Here is a 19257-nt window from a genome sequence, read left to right as displayed (position 1 = left end):
TGTTAAGCGTACGACCTAGATTACTGATGGCCTGCATTACTACTTGCTTATGTGTTAGAAAGCAACTGCTTGTGCAACACACACCAAGCCTGGAGGTGTTCGTAAAGCAGCTCATCTGGTACAGCCGTATAACGCACACGACCCATTGCTAAAGGCAAGGGCAACAAAAAACGATTGGTACGTGCAAAACAAACTGCCTTAAGTGCATCAATAAGTTCTTGTGCTTGTACTTCACACGCAATCTGACCAATACCCAAGCTGGTAAGAAGTGCATCTTGGCTATACATCAAATCCATATCCGCTTCTTCAAGACCTACAGATAAGCGTGCGTTTACACGTAAACCCTCTGCAATCTTAAGTGCACGTGGAATGCCATCAAACAAATGATCTAATGCAGCTTCAAAAATAAAACCGTAGGAGTTACTTTGACGTATTGCCAAAGAGGTGGAAGCTTCAATGCGACCACGACATTTAATAGTATCCACTAGCTGATCTACGATAGTTTGTTCATCGTGTTCCATGATTTTCTGAGCCTTTTCCGCTAGACGGCCAAAGGCATCTGTGTTGTCACACACTGCAGTAGAAACAGCGTATGCCAAAGCAGTTTGGAACTGTTCTTCTCCAGTCAGATCCATATAAGTTAAATCACAAAAAGCCATGCGAGGACGAGCCTTAGTTGCTACCACAGGAGCAGAGACTGCTGTGGCACTCAATGCAGGAGGTGTAGTAATACCCTGTACTGCTCCAAGAGCTGTAGTAGGAACAAAAGCAAATTCCATCCCACCACACCAAGCACTTGCAATATAAGAGGCAAGGCCGGCTACCTGTTCGTTACCTGCAAAAACTAGCACATCATCTGCTGTAATGCCTTCATTGCTTAAGAAAATAAATAATTCGTGAGCAATATCAAGGGTTGTTATGTGCTCATTGGCAGGAAGACCTGCTTCCGCAGCAGCAAAACCACCATCCGACAGTTGGCGACAAAGCTCTTCTGCCAAATCACCAGAAACATCTGCACCACAAATAAGCGCTGCTTTACGAGGTTTACCAACCAATAAACGAAGTTCTCGCCCCATGTTGTAGAGTGCGTCTTTACCAATGCGCATATCACATGAACTGCCAGGCAAGGTTATGGACTGGCGAATAACTGATTGCTGAGCTTCTTCCTGACTCATAACAAGCCCTTCTCCCACAAGAGTTGTGCAGTAATTTGTGCAACCTCGTCAAATGTTTTGTTAGTAATACTAACTGAGTAATCAGAGACTTTTTGATACAGCGGACGACGTTTTTCAAACAATTCTTCTGGGCTGGAACATAAATCCAAATCTGGCCTACGATCAGTTCGCTGAATTTGCTTAAGTGAGTCAGACAGCTTGCCTTCTAAATACACAATAGTGCCCATTTCATGCATGAGCTGACAATTATGTTCACTTTCTACAATCCCGCCACCGCAACTTACTAGCAAACTTTTTTGCGACTGCAGACTTTTAAGTGCGTGTGTTTCTGCATTGCGCATAGCTTGCTCTCCACCATCTGCATAAATCTGCGCCAAAGAACAATGATACATGCGTTCTACAATGCGATCTGTATCCGTAAATGGCCGACTAAACAAGCGTCCAATATTGCGCGCTAGCGTGGATTTGCCAGCACCAAGGAATCCCACAAAAAAGACGTGGTCACACCCTTCATGCACAACATATCCGTCATTCAGCGTTTGCACAATACTCCTCGCACGCAGCGTACATTTATCTTGACTTATCCAAAAACATTACGTTTAGTCTGCACAAGTTCTTAGTTTTTAGATTCTATCATCCTCCAGCAGGTCACAAAGACTGCAAGCACCCTACATAAACCAACACAGCACAATGGTGAACACAAAACCTGCTGTAAGCCAGGGCACAAGTGCTATTGTTTTTTGCTTTGTTATAACGCCAAACATTGCGGCTAAAAAGCATCCCGCACCAAAACCAAAAAATACGGGAAGTCCCAGCCATATACTCCATGCAGTAATAAATTTAATATCGCCCATGCCTATAGCCATGCGTCTATTCAGTTTACGAAACGCCATCTCTCCTACAGTCATAAGCACACACAATGCTGCCGAGAAGCCCATATACAATAGAAGTGTTTGTGGCGCACAGGTAAAACGCCATATCAGACCCACAACAGCTAACGATAGTGGAATTACATTTGCAATACTGCGCGTTCTTATATCCTGAGCAGAAGCCAATAGCGATATAAGAACGGCTACTATCACTGTTGTAACTCATCCCCTTCAAACGTCACGTTATTGAGGACTCTATGTTCTGCTATACGGAAGAGTTTGGTGTAAAACAAATCGGTGACTGACTGCGGTCTAACAAGAATGGTAGAAACACCTGCTAGATTACCTGCAAGGACATCAGTAAAGACTTGATCTCCAATCAACACAGCTTTATCGCGTGATACGCCCATGCGCCTAAGAGCTCTCCATAGGGCAAATGGTGCAGGCTTCATGGCGTGATCAATTTTGAGAACACCAAACTCATCGGCCGTTTGTGCCACATCGGTACTAAAAAAGTTATTAGATATCAAGCAAATACGTAAACCAGCATGTTTTGCTCGCTCAACCCATGATTTAACCTCTGGTGGCACCTGCTTAGTACCTTGAGGTACACAGGTATTATCACGATCTAACAAGACGCAGTGCACATCTGCACAAACAAGCTCATCTATGTTTACCTGTGGCAAAGACGCCACATATTTTGTAGCTTGTAAGAAACCCATAGCATCCACCACGTCGCCAAAACATCAACGCTATGACTGAGCCTTTTTAGCAGCCTCGATTACCTGCTGATGCTCCTCATACGTTTTAGAGAAGCTGTGGTTTGAATAGCTGCCATTCTCGACAATAAAGAAGTACAAGTAGTCCGTACTTGCTGGCTCCATTGCAGCCTTAAGGGAAGCAATGCTTGGTGTACAAATAGGTGTAGGCGTCAAACCCTTATTAAGATAGGTGTTATAAGGGCTTTGTGTCTTAAGATCATCTGCCTTGACTTCGCGCTCAAGCACGTAGCCCATAGTGGCATCCGACTGCAAAGCCATCCCCTGCTTAAGACGGTTATAAAAAACCGATGAAACCAACGGACGATCATCTTGTGTTACAGCTTCGCGCTCAACCATGGAGGCAAGCGTAAGAATTTGGTAATCGCTCATAGATATGCCATACGAACTCTGAATATTGGCGCGTGCGGCCTCAAAATTTAAACTTCCATACTCCAACTCATACTGATTGAGCATGGCACGAATAACGCTATCGGCCGTGATTTCCTTACCACTAAAGTCATAGGTTTTAGGACACAAAAAACCCTCAAGAGAGTCGTCTGCAACACCCTGCAAAAACGGGAAATCATGTACATATTTTGAAGCTTTAGCCTGGGCGAGAAAATCATCAGCCTTAATACCTAAGGACTTCTCTACCAGTGCGGCAGTCTTTTTTACCGTAAGCCCCTCGGGAACCGAAAGTTTATTAGCACCTGTATTAGGACCTTCTACAAGCTGACGCACAACATCTTTGACCGACATACCTGTTACAAAAGAATAGGTGCCCGGCTTAAGATTTGAGTCTGCATTTTTAAGCGTAAGCTCTTTCAGAAAATCCTCGCTACTAGAAATTACACCGGCATCCAGTAAAGACTTGGCTACCACCTGAGCGCCAGAACCCTCTGCAATAGTTACCGTAACTTCTTTACCTGCGGACAACCCACCGTTGTTGCCCTGCTGACTATTCATACAACTATGAATAACAAACCCAGCAACAGCTACACATACAAGTGCAATTACAATGGCAATAATTCTAAGTTGCAGACCATTTGATTTTTTGGGCGCCGTAGGACGTTGATAGGAACGAGGACTTTGCACACGTGACGACTGCCTCGGATTGTTTGTTTGAGTATTATCAAAGTGTGCGCCGCGTGACATACGTTGTTGAGGCGATTGAGATTCTTGAGGGGTAGCCATACGCTTCTCCTTTAGTGCTCTACAGATTGAGCGTCCAACCACGATTGCAAAAACAACGATGCAGCAATCATGTCTATCTTGCCGCGCATGTCTTTCTCGGAAAGTCCTTGTTCACGCAAGATACGCTTAGCCTCGCTGGATGATAGGCGTTCATCAACAAATTCCAGCGGCAGACCACATTGCTTTGCAATCTGTTGAGCCTGATCCATCACGCACTGTGCCTGTGGACCATCCTCACCTGTCATAGTCTTAGGACGACCACACACCAAAATATCTGGCTCGTAGTCTTCCAAAATATATCTAAAAGAACGCGCACCCAAAAGTACTTCTTGACTAGGAAGTACTTTGACGGGCGACGCAACGGTTCCTGTAGCATCAGATACGGCGATGCCAATACGAACCTCTCCAATATCTAGGGCAAGTGCACGCACTTATGCACCAATCATGTGGCGAGCAGCTTCAAGAGCAGCATCAATGCCGGCTACATTCTTGCCACCAGCTTGTGCCATAGTGGGACGGCCACCGCCACGGCCACCAACTTTTTCGGCTAGACTACGGACAATATCACCGGCAGCAAATCCCGCAGCTACGGCTGCATCGGTACCCGCTGCAAGCAAGCCAACCTGACCATCAGGAGTAGCCGAAGCCAAAACGCAGGCAATGGGCTGTCCCTTAGCGCCTTCGCGGATACCATCCCAAACACCACGCAGTTCCTTGCTGGATACACCATCAAGCTTAACAAGAGCGCATTTGTAACCACCAGCATCCACAGCATTCTTAAGAGCGTCAGTTATCACATCAGAAGCAGCTCCGCTCATGAGCTCAGCTACACGCTTCTTAGCGTCACGAACCTCCTGTTGTAGCTGAGCTACACGAGACAAAATCTCGGAAGGACGACACTTAAGTTCAGAGGCAATCTCGGATAGTTCAAGCAAGCGCTCATCTACATATTCTATAGCACCAGCACTGGTAACAGCCTCAATACGTCGAGCATTGGAGCCAACAGAGCCCTCAGAAACAATCTTGAACAAACCAAGGTCTGCCGTATTATGAGCGTGAGTACCACCACAAAGCTCACGCGAGAAGGGCTTCTCGGAAGTGCCTGTAGAAAGGACTCGTACCGTATCACCGTACTTCTCGCCAAATAGAGCAACAGCACCCGAAGATTTAGCCTCATCCAAACTCATGATTTGAGTAATCACAGGCTCTGCAGCAAAAATCTCTGCATTGATAAGCCCTTCTACACGAGCAAGTTCATCTGCAGTCATGGCTTCAAAGTGGGTAAAGTCAAAACGCAGACGATCAGGGGTTACCAAAGAGCCAGCCTGGCTCACATGCTCACCCAAAACAATCTTGAGGGCAGAATCCAGCAGATGAGTTGCCGTATGATTGCGGCGAATAAGCTCGCGGCGATTGTGATCAATCGTAGCGGTTACCGTAGCGCCAACACCAACAGTTCCCTCGCGAACAATACCAATATGCGCTGCCAAGCCATCGCCACGGCTTTTGGTATCTGTAACCTCAATAGTAAAGGCCGGACCAGCAATGGTGCCTGTATCTCCCACCTGGCCGCCCATTTCTGCATAGAAAGGCGTAGCGTCCAAAACAACTTCTACCTGGCTATCTACAGGAGCAGAATCGACCGACTGTCCATCAATAACTAAAGCAATTACCTTGGCGGCTTCTACCACATCAGAGTCGTAACCCTCAAAGCGCGTAGGCTCATGCTCGTCAGACAGAGCACTCCATACATTGTTGGCCTGTCCCCACGCATCACGATTTGCGGTTGCACGGGCACGATCGCGCTGTGCAGTCATTTGTTTATCAAAGGTTTCCATATCTACGCAGTGACCAGCATTCTCTGCAATTTCACGCGTAAGATCAATGGGGAAACCGTATGTATCGTGCAACTTAAAAGCCACTTCACCAGAAAGCACGGCACCAGCATCCAAAGACGCAAGTTCGGAAGTAAGACTTTTTTCACCTGCATCTAAGGTTGCAGAAAAACGCTCTTCCTCTGCAGAAATGATACCTTCAATGAGTGCCTGGTTATCAACAAGAGTGGTATACACATCGCCCAACAAAGTCTGAACCTCATGGAAATACGTGTTGAGGAACGCACCCTTAATACCTATCAGGCGACCATGATATACAGCACGACGGAGCAAACGACGAAGAACGTAACCCCTGCCCTCATTGGAGGGAAGAATGCCGTCACCAATCATGAAGGATACGGCACGGGAATGATCTGCCAAAATACGCAAAGACTTATCTATGGACTCAGAGCTGTGATAGGTTACCCCAGCAAGTTTTTCGCCCACATGGATAAGCGAGCGTAAGACGTCTCCCTCATAATTGGAACCCTCATGTTGCATAATGGCAGCAATGCGCTCAAGTCCCATGCCGGTATCAATATTGCGGTGAGGCAAATCAGGCATAGAGCCGTCTTCCTGGCGGTCATACTGCGTAAACACGAGATTCCAAAATTCAAGGTAACGGTCACCATCATCACCGGGTTTCTCGCCCTCAAACTCTGGACCTTGGTCAAAGTAAATCTCGGAACAAGGACCACAAGGACCTGTGGGACCAGCTGCCCAGAAGTTGTCCTCTTCACCCAAGCGAGAGATGTGGTCATACTCTACACCCTGCTCATGCCACAGCTCAATGGCTTCATCGTCATCCTCAAAAACGGTCATGTAGAGACGGTCCTTGGGAAGACCCAGATGCTCTGGACTGGTAATAAACTCATACGCCCAAGCAATAGCATCAGCCTTGGAATAACCACCAAAGGAGAAGTTGCCCAGCATTTCAAAGAAGGACAGGTGACGGGCGTCACCGATGTTATCAATATCATTGGTACGCAAACACTTCTGACAAGACGTTGCACCAATCTCGCGCATGGTCTTGGTTCCCTGGTAGTACTCCTTAAACTGGTTCATGCCAGCATTTGCCAACAACAAAGAAGGATCGTCAGGAATAAGTGATGAGCTGGGATACAACTTGCAGCCCTTTGCTTCAAAGAAGCGCAGATAGTGCTCACGAATCTCTGCGGTGGTCATTGTCTTGTAGTCAGACGTTGTCATGGTGCTCCTCGGTACCGGTAGTAGGTGTATCTGATGTCACAGTACGTGTATTAGTTGTTTCTTCTGAATTGTTTGCATCACGCGACAATCCAATATGAAACGGTGTCGTTCCAAGTTGTTCATTGTACCTGCGAACGACGTCCGCAATGGTGGGACGAATAGAATCTGGGGGTGTTTCTGCCGTAACATTCACGTTCTTTACACGGGGCACAAGCCTTGTACGTTCAAAAAAACTATCGTCATCCAATGCATCAAAGGATGGAAGAATATTTCCTTCACTATCATGGAAGGGTGTGGACTTAAAAATAGCACCTTCATACGACACAATTTGTCTGCCCGTACGTGCTTCAAAGTCGTATACAAAAATACCTTTAAGAGCTGCAGAAAGAGGAATGGCCAACACCATTCCTAAAACGCCACCTAAAGCATTTCCCACAATAATTGCCGTAAGCGACATAATGGGATGAACCTTAACCGCAGACTGCATAACTAAAGGTGAAACCACGTTATCCGTAATATTTTGCGCAACCACAGAAACAATAAGCGAGAAGAGCGCTAAAGCTGGACTTGTAAACAAGGCAAGCAGCATGGCAAGACCGGCCGCAATCCAAGGACCAATAACAGGGATAAGATGCAGAACTCCTACGGTGATACCCATAAGTCCTGCGTAAGGATGACCAATGAGCACAAAGCCCAGATAGCTGAGAAAACCACCCACAAATGACGTAATAACAATGCCGCGCATATAGCCGCCCATAGAACGACTCATAACAGCAAACAGCATGGTCATACCCTCGCGATGCTTAGGACCAACCAAAATTGCAATTTCTCGAATAATAACGGGATAGTCTTTAGCCAGCCAATAGGCCATGACTAAGCCTAAAAACATGGTGAATAAGTCCGACAGCGTACCCATAATATTAGTAACTATGCCGCCAGATAGCTTTCCTGCCATATCGGTTGCTAAACGACTTAACACATCAGACAATGAATTTAAACTTGACGACACCATAGCCTGAACATCTGTCCCTGCAATAGTTTGATGCTGCTGCATAAATTGAATAAACATGTTTTGCAAAGACGTGATATATCCAGGCACACTGCGTAGTAAATTAAGTGTTTGCTCAATAAAAGGTGGCAACAACATAGTAAAAACCATTGCAACCACACTAAGCGTAAAAAGCAACGATAAAAATGCAGCAAGACCGCGGGGAACCTTATGATCTTCAAGCCAATTTGTAACAGGACTGCAAATAAAGCCAATAATGATACCCCATAACATGAGCTGTACTGCTGGCCAAACTTTTCCCAAAATTTGGATGGTAATAAAAAACAGCACTAAACAGCCAATAGCCGCCCATACAAGGGTAAGCATGCGACGGCTATGGGATATATGGTTATTCTCCTGTTGCGAATTAAAAGATGTGCTCACCCGGATACCTTCCTATTGCATCAAAGACTCAGGATCAATCTTTTCTTGAATCTTCCTAAGCGTACGGCGAAGTAATCGGGAAACTTGTACCTGTGACACACCAAGTTTTTCGGCAATCTCTACCTGTGTAAGACCTTCTACAAAGCGCATGCGAATAACTTCTTGCTCGCGCGGAGAAAAATCACGAATAGTCTCTTCGATTACCATGCGATCATCCGCAGTAGAAAGTGCCGTATCTTCACTTACGTACTTATCGATAACGGAAGGTGCCTCTTCATCATCACTTGAGCCGCCCTCCAAAGGTACCGAGCTATACGCACTCGAAGATTCCATTGCCTCTAATACTTCATCCACCGATGTTTCAAGATATTCAGCAATTTCTTCTACAGAAGGACTACGCTGAAGCTGCTCGGTCAAAGTATCGGTTGCCTGGTTGACCTTAGCAGAAAGCTCCTGTAAACGACGAGGAACGCGTACAGACCAACCCTTGTCTCGGAAGTGACGCTTTATCTCACCCAGAATGGTAGGAGTAGCAAAGGTAGTAAATTCTAAGCCACGCTCAATATCAAAGCGATCAATTGCCTTAATAAGTCCTACGGTACCAACCTGGATAAGATCGTCTAACGGTTCACCGCGATTCTTAAACTTAGCAGCTAAGAAGCGCACCAAATTAAGGTGATTAACAATGAGTTGCTCACGTGCATCCTCATCGCCCTTCTCTTTATACTTACGAAAAAGCGCGTGGGTACGCTGCTTATCCCACGCAAGCCTGCTCGAAGAGCGTCGTGTACTAGTTGGCATGTGCACCGCCCGAAACCTTTACCAAGCGAAGTTTCTTGTTGGCGTGATCGACATCATACTCATCGCAAATAGCAGAAAGAAGCAAGTTTGCATACTGCAATGCATCATCATCAGACGATGTGTTATCTCCTAAAGTAAAGTTAATTGCAATGCTGGACTCATCCAACTCAAACACAATATCGCAAGCTTCGGGCTTAGTTGCACAGGCGTATACAAAACCTTCTTCTGCTGCCATACGCAAATCTTCTACATCGTCCACGTCCATATTAATAACAACCGCTAAGTTAGCTGCCATCATACGAACCGAACGAGCAAACAGAGGTTGAGCAGGAACACTCAAACAGACAACTTGTTGGGACATATCTCTCCTTTTACGTGCGCGTTTTATACCTGTTAAGAAACCCGGCAAGAACGCGCGATTTGCGTACTATTCTTTGGAAGCCTCGTCTGCTCCAGCTGTACCATTGGATACATCTGGATAGGTAAAGTATGCAGGTTTGGATTGCTTGTGTGGCTTCATAGAATCTGCGTCATTAACATCCTGCGTGTCAGCAGAAGCACTGTCTTGCAGAGCTGCGGTTGTTTGTGAGGAAGAAAGCCCAAGCTTAGAACTCACTGTCTTGCTTGCTGTAGTAGTAAGTTTGCCTACAATGCCAGCAACACTATCTGCTGCACCTGCAGTAACCTTGCTTACAGCACTCGAAAGATTTGCGCCCGTAGCAGTAACGGTGGACACATCAGATAAAATATCGTCTACACGAATCAAATCAACTGTAATAGCATCCACAGCTACCGAGGTCTTCTCTAGAAGTGGCTCAAGCTGTTTGGAAGACTGCTGCAATTCATCTATCACACCATCCAATTTTTGCACCACAGGCTTAACCTCAGCCACAGCATCGTTAACCGTATTGGTAAGCTCACTCATAGACTTGCGCGAAGAACGCAGGGTCACAGCAAGCTCAATAACTGCCCAAATACCAGCTACCACCAAAACGATAAGTGCAATTTCCATTGGTGACATCGCGTCAACCTTCCCTCAGAACAATAATCTTTTTAATTCTACCCGTTTGAGACGCATGCCTTAACGCACACTAGCATTTAAAGGCAATTACATTTACTCTTCGGGCGGTATGTCCACGTGATCGCGATTTGATGCCTCATAACGCCATGCTTCCCAACCACGCTCCGAAGGCGTAAAGAAGGCTCCTTTAGAAAGCCCATCGGGTAAATACTGCTGAGAAACCCATCCCTTTGCATAATCATGCGGATAAAAATAATCTTTATAACTTTCCGCTCCCGGACGATGACGGTCACGCAAATGCGATGGTACATCCCGCAAAGGACCGTTATGAATTTCTGCCATTGCTGCATTAAGCCCTGCGTAGCTCGCATTAGATTTTGGCGCTAGTGCGTTATACACCGCAGCCTGCGCCAAATTAATGCGGCACTCCGGATAGCCAATAACCTCAACTGCCCTAAAGGCAGCTTCTGCCACAAGAAGTGCCTGCGGGTCCGCATTGCCAATGTCTTCGGAAGCAGCAATCATAATACGACGTGCAATAAACTTGGGGTCTTCACCCGCATCAATCATGCGCGCTAACCAGTACAGCACTGCATCAGGATCAGAACCGCGCATGGACTTAATAAACGCAGAAATAATGTCATAGTGCATATCACCTGACTTGTCATATGGTAGGCCATGGCGCGGATTTGCATCAGCAATATGCTCTTTTGTAATAACGAGAGGTTCTGTAGAGGATGAGGTATTTTTTTCTGTAGACTCAACGGGCTTCTCGGCAGTCTTACCTGACATACGAGGCGTTGCCAATTGGCTTGCCAGCTCTAACGTGGTAAGAGCGGCACGGGCATCTCCACCACAAAGCAATACGATTTCTGCAAGCGCATCATCTGTTAGCGTAAACCTGCCATCCAAGCCAAGCGGTGACTCAAGCGCACGATTAATGACAGAAGTAATTTCCTCATCCGAAAGTGCCGTAAGCTCAACCACACGTGAGCGAGAAATAAGTGCTTGGTTAACTTCAAAGTAAGGGTTTTCTGTTGTAGCACCAATGAGTATGACAATGCGATCCTCAACAGCATGAAGTAAGGCATCTTGTTGCCCACGATTAAAACGATGAATCTCATCCACAAACAAAATGGTCCTGCGTCCACCGGTAAGTAGACGCGATTCTGCCAGCTCAATCTCACGGCGTAAATCCTTAACCGTACCCGTAATAGCAGAGACTTCTACAAACTCTGCATGAGTAGAGTTGGCAACAATACGAGCTAGGGTTGTCTTACCCGTACCTGCTGGACCATATAAAATAACAGACGATAAAACATCATGCTCAATGGCACGACGCAACCACGAATTTGGTCCAACTGCCGCAGCTTGGCCAGCAAAATCATCCAAATTTGTAGGTCGCATTCTAGCGGCCATCGGAGCGTTATTATTTTTAATAATGCGCTGAGCGCTACTAAATAAAGTATCCATATGCGTATTTTACCGCAGTAAAACGCTGGTTTTCTCACTAAGAGAGCCGCAGTGTTGTTTTACGTAATAACAATAAGAAGTTGTTAACTTGCGTTATTTTTCGCACATTTAAACGCATTTTGACCTATGATTGAAACTTCGTAACTTTAGGAAGGAGTGACGGTGGATACCGCGTACGATTTTGCCCCCATTATTGGCATTACGTCTCGCCCAGGCGAAGAAGGGCATACCTGGATTAATCAAAGGTATGCAGACTGCGTTATTGCAGCAGGTGGTATTCCCGTTGTACTTCCCTTGGCCGAGCAAGGTCCTGCTATGGTTTCTCGTTTGCTTGACCTTGTAGATGGCTTGCTTCTTACTGGTGGCGGAGACATTGCTGCCGAGTCTTTTAATGGCAACGTTTATGAACCATACTCAGTGGCAGAGATTCTATTTACTGACGCCATACGTGACCGTATGGAAGAAGCACTGTGTGCAGAAGCTTGGAAGCGCAATCTTCCTATACTTGCAATCTGCCGAGGCATGCAGTTACTTAATGTCTCTCGTGGTGGGCGCATGGTACGCGATGTATCTGAACAGCCAAACATTACAGCAAGTTCGCAAACCCATGTTGCTCCCCCCTTTGATATGCCTTGTCACGCTGTTACTCTTGATAAAAACAGCAAGTTGGCAGGTATTTATAACTCCACGCGCTTAGGTGTAAACTCCTATCACCACCAGGCCATTAGTGCTCCAGGTGAAGGCATAACATTTGTTGGCTGGGCCACCGATGGCACACCCGAAGCACTGGAATGTCCAGAGAAGGACTTTGTGGTTGGTGTTCAATGGCACCCAGAAATACTAGGTACGCAACCAGAGCTCTTTGAGGCATTTGTTGTTGCAGCCACTACCTATAAAAAACAGTAACTATAATTTTTTATCCACAGTTTAAAAATTACCTCTATACTTGCAGAGGCAAAACAACTGTATTGAAAGGCACCTCATGAGTTCTACTGATTCAAACAACAAAGCACTTACCCTTCGCGCAGTTATCATTGGAGCAGTTGGATCTGTAATCCTTACCGCAAGCTCTTTGTTTATTGCGCTACGAATGGGTATGCTACCCTGGCCTATTTCGTTTGCCGCCATCGCTAGCGTGTTAGCACTTAAATTATTTAAGTCCAATAACCTCCATGAAGCAAACGTTATGCATGCAGCCATGAGCGCTGGTTCCATGATTGCAGGTGGACTTGCATTTACCATTCCTGGTCTTTGGATAATGGGTCTGGGGCAAGACCTTGCCATTCATGAGGTTCTTATTGCTGCATTTGCTGGTACTATTGTTGGCCTAGTTGCATGTGCAGCCTTCCAGCCCTACTTTATTCGTGAGAAAAAACTTGCCTACCCCATTGGTACGGCTGCGGCAGATACCTTAACTGCCGTTGGTAACAACGGTGCTGAAGATGCCCCTGCTTTGTTTTGGGGACTTGGTCTGTCGGGCGCATACGCTGCTGTACGCGACGTTTTACACCTTATTCCAGCAATTCTATTTAAATCAGATGCCATTCCTGGCGTAGTTTTAGGAATCTATAACTCCCCTATGAGCATTGCTATGGGCTTTGCTGTAGGCGTCGTTCCTACTGCTGTTTGGTTTATCGGTGCCGCCGTTGGCCACCTTGGTATTGTTGGTGCTCTACCCGCAGCCGGCATGGTTGAAACCGCAACAGCATTGGACATCCGCACAAGCTTAGGCCTTGGTCTTATGTTGGGTGCTGGTGCAGGAACTATTGTTGCCTCCACCCTACGCAACAAGAAGATGCGCTCCACCCATTCTGACGAGAAACCCATGGAGAATGCAGCTTCGGCCACTCCTAGCAACAACACAAACACCGAAACATCTATGCGGCTGAGCACCAGCCCTCGCATTATTGCTATTGTTTGTGCGCTTGCCGTTGCTCTTATCTGCACAGTGTTGCAACTGAGCATTCTGGTCTCTACGGTTGCTGTAGCAGCAACTTGGTTCTGCATTTACCTATCTGCTTGGCTTACCGGCACCACAGGCATCAATCCCATGGAAGTCTTTGGCATGCTTGTGCTGTTACTCGTACAAGCACTCTTTAGAATCACAAGCATGAAACTCCTGTTTTTAATTGCGGCTATGGTTGCTGTTGCCTGCGGCATTGGCGGCGATGTTATGAATGATCTTAAGGCTGGAGACCGTCTTGCCACCAATCCTAAAGACCAAATGACGGGCATGATTGTTGGTGCTTTGGTTGGTGTGGTAGTAGCTTCTTTGTTGCTTATGGGCATGTACCAAGTGTATGGCGGGAACGCCTTTGGTCCTCAGAGCACCTTTGTAGCAGTACAGGCCGCTAACGTTGCAGCTATGGCCGGTGGTATTGCACATCTTCCTGCTTTTATCGCAGGTCTTGGTATTGGCGGTATTTTAGCTGCCTGTGGTCTTCCCGTAATGACACTTGGCCTAGGTGTTTACCTTCCCTTCTACATGTCTTGTGGTGCAGCCATTGGAGCAACTCTCAAGTTTGTTCTTGAGAAAACCGGTAAGCTACAAAACTCCAAGGCAGATAGCACTGTCTCTGGCATTTTGGGTGGAGAGAGCTTGGTAGGCGTACTCATTGCCCTCGTTGCTCTCTTCTCGTTTATGCGCTAACTGCTATCTATGCAAAGTAGCTGTACTGCGGAAAGAATTTTGCTGTAGAAGGATCTATATATTGGCAGAGAGCTGCAAAGTAATCGTCTGTCATGGCAGAAATGTAATCCACAGCAGTCAAATCTAGATCCTTCTGCCAGTCATACTCCTTTTTATAATAAGAAAGTGAGCGTTCAAGCGGCAAAATATGATGCTCAAAAATAGGTGTAGTTGTATCACCACAACGCATCCATTCAAGACATTTTGCATAAACCATAGCAAACATTTGTGCAATATTTTGTGATAAGTCCCCTGCTACTTCACTTGCTAAATAAATTTTTTTGTAGTTCTCACGCTTAGCACGACGCATTTCTTCAAAGCTTTCCTCGCTCATAGAGATGCGAGAAGCACCAAGGCTGTGAGATACAATATCTATTGCAAAAGCAGAAAGTGCCCAAGCATTGTAGGCACCACCCATACCATCATCAAAGGTCTTCTCGGTAGCAATGCCAGCACGAATGGCATCCTGACGATCTTTACCAATGTAAGCAATAATGTCAGAGATGCGTACAACACATCCCTCAAGCGTCATAGGACGTAAGTGTTCAATCACATGAGGTGCATCATTCCAGCAGCTCTGAACCACAACGTCAAAGTCCTCAAACGTAGACAGATTGCTCAGCTCTAACACCTGTTGTTCAAATTCTCCGTTATGGCAAATGGCTCCATCAAGCATTTGCAGGCTCAAATTGCGACCGTATAACGTATCCAGCACACGTACACTCATAACATTGTGGAAGAAATATTTACCAGTGCGTGCATGATATTCATCATTGAGAAAGCGTTCTCCCGCATGTCCAAACGGCGTATGCCCAATATCATGACCCAAAGCAATGGCTTCAATGAGATCTATATTAAGTCCCAGCGCACGACCAATATTGCGTGCAATGCGAGCTACAAGCTGTACATGCAAGCCACGACGTGTTAAATCATCGTGGGATCTAAACGAGAAGACCTGTGTTTTACCAGCCAAACGATTGTATGCCTGTAAGTGCATAATCTTTTCTGTATCACGAACAAAAGAAGGACGCATGACTGACGCAAAATCATGATTGGTTTGCTCGCGGCGAATAACGTCCTCATTGTTACAGCGGAAGGGATTAATCACTTTACCCGTCTGATATTGTTGTACCAGCTCAGCATTAGTAGAAGAAAGTTCAAGCTGCATATGTGGGGCAAGTGGATTTGTTTGAATTGCCATAGTAAGCCTTTCCTTTTGATTTTATGTTCCCAGCATACAACAGCGCTCGGACACTATTAAAAATCAAAGTTCATTTGCTCTATTTGTGCAGGTAGCACAACTGGTTTTTGAGTCTTTTCAGACGCAGATATTCGCACCTTATAAGAAGGATTTTGAGTACGCATACTCTCAAACAAACGCTCAGCAATCTGTGTATGACCAGCCGTATTGGGATGTTCAAACCCATCCGACAAAAGCGATATGTTAGCATCCAAGAGCGTGGTGCCATCAATTAAGGTCATATTGGAATGAGTTGCTACTGCATGCTCAATAAGCTGTGGTATCTGGTCAAAGCAGCTGTGTTTATGCGTGGGATATGGGCCTACCTGATGCCATAGAGGTGTAAGTACATATGTTGATATTGCTGGCCACAAGGCATGTAGTACAGAAAAGTAGCGATGTATGTCTTTTGAAACACGATGTGCAGTACAAGGCTCATATCGATAATTAATGCCAAAAGCAACCACGATTGACTGAGGCGTAAATTCGGGCAGTGCAGAAAAATCTTGCAAGGTTTCAGGTAAAAACACCTGTCCCCCAATGCCCTGATTGAGCACATCCAGCTTCTTGTGATGCGCCAGCTGATGAGCCCATGTTTTTGCTGGGTCTCCACTTACAAAACCCTGCGTAAGAGAATCTCCTAAAACAAGTAGCTGGTCTTTTTTCTCAAGCGGTTTAAGCACGCTACCATTACATGCAATCGTACGCACTGCACAAGAACGCAATGCCGGTAAAAACACGCGAACACGGGTAAGTTTGTGTATATCAAACAGGGTGGGCGCAGTAGTTTTTGACTCAGGTAACGCAATATGTACTTGAGCTGTTTGTCCATCTTGCATAGCAACAAACAACATACCCTTATGTTTACCATTTACCTCATGGGAAACACCATCAAAGACCTGGGTGCTTTGCCTTTCCTTCCCTTCTTGACATGCAAACTGCTCAGTTAGTTTACGAGAATTCCCTGTTCCCACAGGTTCTTCTCCAAAAGAGAGTTCAATATCCACCAAGGTAGCATCAGTCACAAATTCAAGCGTTGCCCCCGAAGTACAAGTAGCCATCTGTTTATATAGGCCAGGGTGCCAAGCTAAACAACTTCCTAATACAACACGTTGGTTATCTGTAAATCGCTGCGGACAAACCCATCCATCTGCCCGCTCTTCAAAAGCAAGACATCCATGCAAAAAATCACGCGCAAAAGCAAAAATCCAACTGCTATCCACGATGAACACCTACTAAAGCAGAGGTAGATAACGCGGCTTGTTTTACAGGTTTATAGGCTTTAACCAGCTCATCTAAGCTCCACCGAGCATTGGCGGGGCTTGTAGACGGAAGTGTAATAGCAGATAAACCACAGCTAGACTCACAGAGCTTTTTATATAGACGTGCTGCTGTAGAGCCAGTACAAAACACCGTATGAATGGGCGCCATACTAAGTACACGGCTTATATCGTTGGGTACGGGATTTGCAATGGAGGCATCACGGGCACCTACAATGTCACAACTTTTCAGTACATCCCACAATGCTATGTGATGGCGTAACATAAGCGTGATTTTCTCGTCATTTGAAGTTGGAATAGGCTCATCAAACAAGCGAGCCATAACCGGCCAAAATCGGTTACGTGGATTACCATAATTCATATGCACTTCGCGCGATTTTGGGCTGGGAATTGTGCCTAAAATAAGCACGCGACACTGGGCGTCGATGATAGGGTCAAACGACTGAACAAGCCTACTCTCCATCTTGTACGGCTTCGTAAAATTGCTCATTATCGTCTAAGCGCCACACAAACACCTGCCCCATTTCCGAACCTGCAGCACAAGCACAATCAATTGCAAAGCGATCTGCAAGCTGAGAATTTGTGTCTCCACAAGCCAACATAAGCGCACGACCTTCTGGTGTAACGGGCTGGTTTGCAGCAATATCTACCAAACTGTATGCAATAGGCGTAGGCGTATGACCTGCTACAATGCGAGGTGTTAGTCCATCACTATCGGCAAGATGAGTTTTGGTGCCCCAAAAATCCTCACGTATCCACAGTAAATCATCGGGATTTTGGGCATGTAAGTATGCCTCAATAGACTCGTTTGTCCAGTTGTGAGGAACTGCAACAGTACCTGTACGAATACCCGCATGAGCAAAAAAGTATAGTTGCCCAGCTACAGATGTATGAGCATAGAGGGGCAAATTGGCTGCCCATTCCACAATCTCAATACGTGGATCAAGCTCCATAGCAGCAAGCTCACTACGAGTGGTTTCTCCACCATTCATACCCCAGTTATATGCAGCGGTATTATCGTCAGGAAAATATAGAGCATCCAACATAAGGCGTTCATGATTACCCATAAGTACCTGCACGTGCGGAAGTGTACGTACAAGCTGCATAACGCCTACAGGATGTGGACCACGATCAACCATATCACCTAAAACAAAGAATATGTCATCCTCAGACGCAGAAATACGATTGAGCACCCGGTCAAGCGGGGCCAAACGACCATGAATGTCACTCAAGACATATGTTGCCATCGCACTACCCGCCTATCCTGCATAAACATAAATCGGTATGAAAAAGACTACCACAATGCCCCTGTTCTGTTAGTCTTGTATAGAGAAAAACGCAGGAGGATATATGAAAACTGTTCATGTTTGTACAGCTATTATCCACAAAGGGGACGCAATTTTAGCATGCAAACGCTCCGATAACCACATGAATGGCTGGGAGTTTCCCGGAGGTAAAGTAGAACCTCATGAGAAGCCCGAGCAAACCTGTCTACGTGAAATCAAAGAAGAGCTTAATGTTGAGCTTGGTCCTATGTTCTACTACGACACCGTGGAATATGATTATCCAGATTTTCACCTACATATGGATGTTTTTATCAGCCAACTTACAGCAGACCAAACACCTTTGCCTCGTGTACACTCTGAACTGCGTTGGCTTTCTCGCAATGAACTTATGGATGTAAAGTGGCTTGCCGCAGATACCGAACTTGTTCGTGGGCTTGGTGTTATGTGGGAGCAATTATTCTGGGCAGAGCATTTGTAAAAATAGAGACCCGCCACAAAGCCACGTATAATAGACCAAATAAGATACCTATCAGTCACGGGCATAAGGATACTAGTCATGACCGAGCAACCAAATACACCTCAGTTTCAAGATACAGAAGATCAGGTAGTTGAGTCCGCAAGCGCCACTACCTCCAATGCAAAAAACCCAGCAGGCCCAACGGTCTACATTGTTTTTGTTGCAGTTGCGGTAATTCTTTGGTTTGGAGCTCTCCAATTGGCCGATGCTATTGCCTTTCACATTCAATATCTTGGTAGCAACCTCACTAAAGAAGACATTGCCTACTTTAACGAAGAAATGAATAAAGAGCGCCTTTCGAGCGATGATAGTAATCACAGCTATTTGGACCGTAAGACTATCGAGAATTTCTTGGATGACAGCGATATAAGCACCACTTCCTACCAGCTGTCTTAAGCGATGCTCTTATAGCATCTAGCATTTACAACGAAGAAGG

Annotated in this window: 20 protein-coding genes; 4 read left to right on the top strand and 16 right to left on the bottom strand. The window is 45.9% G+C overall.

The annotated features are described in order from the left end of the window. Nucleotides 1-47: 47 nt before the first annotated feature. The 12 genes from G469_RS0104920 to G469_RS08420 all read right to left on the bottom strand — a co-directional run bounded on the left by G469_RS0104920 (nt 48) and on the right by G469_RS08420 (nt 11809). A complete protein-coding gene (locus G469_RS0104920) occupies nt 48-1175 on the bottom strand; it encodes a dehydroquinate synthase/iron-containing alcohol dehydrogenase family protein (protein ID WP_028264101.1) in 1128 nt (375 codons plus the stop codon). Beyond that, on the bottom strand, nt 1172-1720 hold the full coding sequence (locus G469_RS0104915; RefSeq protein WP_051353774.1) for a shikimate kinase: 549 nt from the start codon (nt 1718-1720) through the stop codon (nt 1172-1174). The genes G469_RS0104920 and G469_RS0104915 overlap by 4 nt, the downstream gene beginning before the upstream one ends. A gap of 123 nt (nt 1721-1843) precedes the next feature. Continuing rightward, the gene (locus G469_RS0104910; protein ID WP_028264099.1) at nt 1844-2257 is read right to left on the bottom strand and encodes a prepilin peptidase; all 414 of its coding nucleotides are present in this window, start codon (nt 2255-2257) and stop codon (nt 1844-1846) included. Then, nucleotides 2254-2766: a YqeG family HAD IIIA-type phosphatase gene (locus tag G469_RS0104905; RefSeq protein ID WP_028264098.1), complete on the bottom strand. Its 513-nt coding sequence runs from the start codon at nt 2764-2766 to the stop codon at nt 2254-2256. Before G469_RS0104905 ends, G469_RS0104910 begins: the two co-directional genes overlap by 4 nt. A gap of 30 nt (nt 2767-2796) precedes the next feature. Beyond that, nucleotides 2797-3999, bottom strand: coding sequence for an endolytic transglycosylase MltG (mltG, locus tag G469_RS08425; protein ID WP_051353773.1), 1203 nt, complete (start codon nt 3997-3999; stop codon nt 2797-2799). 11 nt (nt 4000-4010) lie between these two features. Further along, a complete protein-coding gene (gene ruvX, locus G469_RS0104895; RefSeq protein ID WP_028264097.1) occupies nt 4011-4430 on the bottom strand; it encodes a Holliday junction resolvase RuvX in 420 nt (139 codons plus the stop codon). Beyond that, the gene (gene alaS / locus G469_RS0104890) at nt 4431-7082 is read right to left on the bottom strand and encodes an alanine--tRNA ligase (RefSeq protein ID WP_028264096.1); all 2652 of its coding nucleotides are present in this window, start codon (nt 7080-7082) and stop codon (nt 4431-4433) included. Then, nucleotides 7069-8514, bottom strand: coding sequence for an AI-2E family transporter (locus G469_RS0104885; protein ID WP_028264095.1), 1446 nt, complete (start codon nt 8512-8514; stop codon nt 7069-7071). The genes alaS and G469_RS0104885 overlap by 14 nt, the downstream gene beginning before the upstream one ends. Before the next feature lie 12 nt (nt 8515-8526). Beyond that, nucleotides 8527-9315 (bottom strand): SigB/SigF/SigG family RNA polymerase sigma factor, encoded by a 789-nt coding sequence (locus tag G469_RS0104880; protein WP_028264094.1) that lies wholly within the window; start codon nt 9313-9315, stop codon nt 8527-8529. Then, nucleotides 9305-9676 (bottom strand): serine/threonine protein kinase, encoded by a 372-nt coding sequence (locus G469_RS0104875; RefSeq protein WP_028264093.1) that lies wholly within the window; start codon nt 9674-9676, stop codon nt 9305-9307. Before G469_RS0104875 ends, G469_RS0104880 begins: the two co-directional genes overlap by 11 nt. A gap of 66 nt (nt 9677-9742) precedes the next feature. Then, nucleotides 9743-10336 (bottom strand): DUF948 domain-containing protein, encoded by a 594-nt coding sequence (locus G469_RS0104870; protein ID WP_028264092.1) that lies wholly within the window; start codon nt 10334-10336, stop codon nt 9743-9745. Between the two features lie 93 nt (nt 10337-10429). Then, a complete protein-coding gene (locus G469_RS08420; RefSeq protein ID WP_084522308.1) occupies nt 10430-11809 on the bottom strand; it encodes a replication-associated recombination protein A in 1380 nt (459 codons plus the stop codon). Between the two features lie 162 nt (nt 11810-11971). Here G469_RS08420 and G469_RS08415 point away from each other — a divergent pair, with 162 nt between their 5' ends. Both G469_RS08415 and G469_RS0104855 read left to right on the top strand, forming a co-directional pair. Then, the gene (locus G469_RS08415; protein ID WP_051353771.1) at nt 11972-12715 is read left to right on the top strand and encodes a gamma-glutamyl-gamma-aminobutyrate hydrolase family protein; all 744 of its coding nucleotides are present in this window, start codon (nt 11972-11974) and stop codon (nt 12713-12715) included. A gap of 76 nt (nt 12716-12791) precedes the next feature. Beyond that, nucleotides 12792-14459, top strand: a complete 1668-nt coding sequence (locus tag G469_RS0104855) for an OPT/YSL family transporter (protein ID WP_028264091.1) — start codon at nt 12792-12794, stop codon at nt 14457-14459. 7 nt (nt 14460-14466) lie between these two features. Here G469_RS0104855 and G469_RS0104850 read toward each other — a convergent pair whose 3' ends face one another. Genes G469_RS0104850 through G469_RS0104835 form a run of 4 tightly spaced genes read right to left on the bottom strand, consistent with a single transcriptional unit; the run spans nt 14467 to nt 18265 of the window. After that, nucleotides 14467-15699: a deoxyguanosinetriphosphate triphosphohydrolase family protein gene (locus G469_RS0104850; RefSeq protein WP_035425396.1), complete on the bottom strand. Its 1233-nt coding sequence runs from the start codon at nt 15697-15699 to the stop codon at nt 14467-14469. 56 nt (nt 15700-15755) lie between these two features. Next, nucleotides 15756-16961: an SGNH/GDSL hydrolase family protein gene (locus G469_RS08410; RefSeq protein ID WP_051353770.1), complete on the bottom strand. Its 1206-nt coding sequence runs from the start codon at nt 16959-16961 to the stop codon at nt 15756-15758. Further along, on the bottom strand, nt 16954-17508 hold the full coding sequence (locus G469_RS08405; protein ID WP_245579121.1) for a DNA-deoxyinosine glycosylase: 555 nt from the start codon (nt 17506-17508) through the stop codon (nt 16954-16956). Before G469_RS08405 ends, G469_RS08410 begins: the two co-directional genes overlap by 8 nt. Continuing rightward, a complete protein-coding gene (locus tag G469_RS0104835) occupies nt 17471-18265 on the bottom strand; it encodes a metallophosphoesterase family protein (protein WP_028264089.1) in 795 nt (264 codons plus the stop codon). Before G469_RS0104835 ends, G469_RS08405 begins: the two co-directional genes overlap by 38 nt. A 103-nt stretch (nt 18266-18368) precedes the next feature. Here G469_RS0104835 and G469_RS0104830 point away from each other — a divergent pair, with 103 nt between their 5' ends. Further along, nucleotides 18369-18782: a (deoxy)nucleoside triphosphate pyrophosphohydrolase gene (locus G469_RS0104830; RefSeq protein ID WP_028264088.1), complete on the top strand. Its 414-nt coding sequence runs from the start codon at nt 18369-18371 to the stop codon at nt 18780-18782. A gap of 78 nt (nt 18783-18860) precedes the next feature. Next, nucleotides 18861-19217, top strand: a complete 357-nt coding sequence (locus G469_RS0104825; RefSeq protein ID WP_028264087.1) for a hypothetical protein — start codon at nt 18861-18863, stop codon at nt 19215-19217. Nucleotides 19218-19257 lie beyond the last annotated feature (40 nt).

Source organism: Atopobium fossor DSM 15642 (assembly GCF_000483125.1).
Classification (GTDB): Bacteria; Actinomycetota; Coriobacteriia; order Coriobacteriales; family Atopobiaceae; genus Atopobium; species Atopobium fossor.
This window is presented reverse-complemented; position numbering and strand designations above follow the sequence as displayed.